The organism is Nocardia sp. NPDC060220 (genome assembly GCF_042727815.1).
Lineage (GTDB): Bacteria > Actinomycetota > Actinomycetes > Mycobacteriales > Mycobacteriaceae > Nocardia.
This window is the reverse complement of sequence record NZ_JBHWZY010000792.1, coordinates 1-3,220: the sequence shown is the minus strand read 5'-3', so window position 1 is coordinate 3,220 and position 3,220 is coordinate 1. Positions and strand designations below refer to the sequence as shown.

Below are 3,220 nucleotides of genomic sequence, written 5' to 3'. Positions count from 1 at the left end.
CCTGGACGACGGTGCAGTCCGGGGTGGCGTGGCTGGCCACGATCGGCGAATCCGCCAGCACGCGCACCATATTGGCGGCCGCCACCGCCTGGCCCGGTTGCGGGCGCAGTTCTTGCAGGTCGGCGGCGAAGACCTTGTCGGTGCCGAGCAGACCCTCCACGCTCATCGACGCGGTCACGTCGGCCAGGCGCAGCAGGGCCCGCAGGTCGTGGCAGGCGAGTACCAGCATGCCGAGCATGCCATCGGTGCCGTTGATCAGCGCGAGGCCTTCCTTCTCCGCGAGCTCGACCGGGGCGATACCGGCGTCGGCCATGGCCTCGGCGGCAGATCGCAGCTCGCCGGTCGCGTCCCGGACGGTGCCCTCCCCGATCACCGCCAGTGCGACGTGGGCCAGCGGCGCGAGATCACCGGAACAGCCCAGGCTGCCGTACTCGTAGACCACCGGGGTGATGCCCGCCGACAGCAGCGCGGCATAGGTCCGCGCGACCACCGGGCGCACCCCGGTCCGGCCGGTCGCGAGGGTCGACAGGCGCAGCAACATCAAGGCGCGCACCACCTCCCGCTCCACTTCTGCGCCCGACCCCGCCGCGTGCGAGCGAATCAGACTCCGCTGCAACTGCTTGCGTGACTCCGGCGGAATATGACGGACGGCCAGCGCACCGAACCCGGTCGACACCCCGTACACCGGCCTCGGGTCCGCGGCCAGCGCTTCAATCCGCGCACGACTCGCCTCGATGGCGGCGACGGCATCGTCGGACACCACCACCGCGACGCCGTCCCTGGCCACCCGGACCAGATCCCGCGCCGAGACCGGACCCGTGCCGACGACGACCGGTCCGGGCCGATCCGGGTCGATGCTCACGATGCTTCTCCCATCACTGCGGGCTACCCCTTGACGTTCTTGTCTATACAGGTCTATACCTACCGTACGTGTCCTGGCGCGCATCCGCCGGGCCCGCGCCACCTGATCTCGAAGGAACGCGTCGACCTGCCCGCGCTCTACGATCCGAAGGGCCGCTACGGTGCGAGCAACGTGCCCGCGCTGCTCGCCCGCGCACAGGGTCTATCGCGCGCACACCGCCATACTCGACACCCGCGCCGAGGAGGACTCCTCCATGCCCACCACCGTGCTGACCGATATCGGCACTCTCGTCACCAACGACCCGGCGCTGGGCGAGGGCCCGCTGGGGCTGCGGCGCGACGCCGCGCTGGTCATCGACGACGGGCGGGTGGCGTGGGTCGGTGACAGTACCGCCGCGCCGGCCGCCGACACCGCGTTCGATCTCGGCGGACGCGTGGTGCTGCCGGGGTTCGTCGAGTCGCATGCGCATCTGGTGTTCGCGGGCGACCGCGCCGAGGAGTTCGCGGCGAGGATGGCGGGGCAACCCTATGGGGCCGGTGGCATCCGCACCACGATCGCGGCGACGCGGGCAGCGAGCGACGAGCAGCTCGCGGCGACGGTACAACGGCTGCTGGACGAGTCCTTGCGGGCAGGCAGCACCACGGTCGAGTGCAAGAGCGGCTACGGGCAGACCGTGGCCGACGAACTGCGCAGCGTCCAGATCGCGGCCCGCTGCACCGACGAGGTGACGCTGCTCGCCGCGCACGTGCCGCCGCCCGAATACGCCGGGCGCGCCGACGACTACGTGACGATGGTGTGCGAGGAGATGATCCCGCGGTGCGCGCCGTACGCCCGGTGGATCGATGTGTTCTGTGAGCAGGGCGCCTTCGATCGCGATCAGGCGCATGCCGTGCTGACCGCGGGGATCGCGCACGGGCTGGTGCCGCGAGTCCACGGCAATCAGCTGCATCAGGGACCAGGGGTGCAGTTGGCCGTCGAGCTCGGCGCCGCGTCGGTGGATCACGTCTCGCACGTGAATCGTGCCGATATCGATGCGCTCGCGGGCAGCGATACGGTGGCCACGCTGCTGCCCGGCGCCGACTTCTGTACGCGCAACAGCTATCCCGATGCCAGAGCGCTGGTGGACGCGGGGGTCACCGTCGCGCTCGGCGCGGACTGCAATCCAGGCACCAGCTACACCACGAGCTTGCCGTTCTGTATCGCCCTGGCGGTGCGGGAAATGCACATGACACCCGACGAAGCGGTCTGGGCGGCAACCGCAGGTGGTGCGAAGGCGTTGCGGCGCACCGATATCGGCTCCCTCTCCCCCGGTTTCCGTGCCGATGTCATCGCACTCGACGCCCCCTCACACCTGCACCTCGCCTACCGCCCCGGCGTTGCGCTGGTCGGTCAGGTGTGGCGCGAAGGAGCCCTCGTCGCGAATCGAGGTGGGGTGCGGTGACTTCCGAATCCGCCTGGACCGGTCGCGTCGACGGCACGACGCCGGAGCACCTGCGCTGGCATCAGGCCGTCACGCCGTACGAGCCGGGCAACGACGATCCCGGCGCCTGTGTTTTCGTCGGCTTCGCCTGCGAGGAAGGCGTGCGCCGGAACAAGGGCCGCCTCGGCGCGGCGGCGGGCCCGGACGCGCTGCGCCGCGCGTTGTCGCCGATGGCGCTCGCCACCGAGCTGCGCGCCTTCGACGCGGGGACGATCGCCGTCACCGACGACCGGCTGTCGGACGGTCAGCGACGACTGGGCGAGACGGTGTCCGCGCTGCTGGACGACGGCGCTTTCCCGGTCGTGCTGGGCGGCGGCCACGAGGTCGCCTACGGCACCTACCTCGGACTGGCCGGTTCGGCTCGCCGCGTCCCGGGCAGCGTCATCGGAATCCTCAACCTCGACGCGCATTTCGACCTGCGCCCCGATCCCGTGCCCAGTTCCGGCACCCCGTTCCGGCAGATCCTCGAGACCGGCGACGACGTCCGGTACGCGGTGATCGGGATCAGCCAGCCCAGCAACACCCGGGTCCTGTTCGACACCGCGGACAGATTCGGGGTGCGTTATCTCCTCGACGACGACTGCGAGCCAGTCCGGGTCGCCGCCTTCGTCGACGACTTCCTGGCCGGGATCGACCTGCTGTATCTGACGATCGATCTCGACGTCCTCCCCGCCGCGGTGGCTCCCGGTGTGAGTGCCCCCGCGGCCTACGGTGTCGCGCTGTCCACGATCCAGGCCGTGTGCGACCGCGTCGCCGCCTGCGGCAGACTCGCGGTTGTGGGTTTGGGCGCACAGTATACCCGGGGCGACAAAGACAAACCCCCCCCCCCCCCCCCCGGGGGGTTTAAAAAAAAAACATCCCCCCAGAAAAATAACAAT

The 3,220-nt window shown here is 70.3% G+C and carries 3 protein-coding genes; 2 read left to right on the top strand and 1 reads right to left on the bottom strand.

Going from position 1 to position 3,220, the window contains the following annotated elements; translation table 11 throughout:
* On the bottom strand, nt 1-862 hold an 862-nt coding region (locus ACFWF3_RS29730; RefSeq protein ID WP_379316938.1), incomplete at its 3' end, for an aromatic amino acid lyase.
* Nucleotides 863-1,115: 253 nt separating this feature from the next.
* Between ACFWF3_RS29730 and hutI the strand changes: the two genes are divergently transcribed.
* On the top strand, nt 1,116-2,303 hold the full coding sequence (gene hutI / locus ACFWF3_RS29725; protein ID WP_379316936.1) for an imidazolonepropionase: 1,188 nt from the start codon (nt 1,116-1,118) through the stop codon (nt 2,301-2,303).
* Nucleotides 2,300-3,220: formimidoylglutamase (hutG, locus tag ACFWF3_RS29720; protein ID WP_379316934.1), on the top strand; the 921-nt coding region annotated here is incomplete at its 3' end. The genes hutI and hutG, both read left to right, overlap by 4 nt.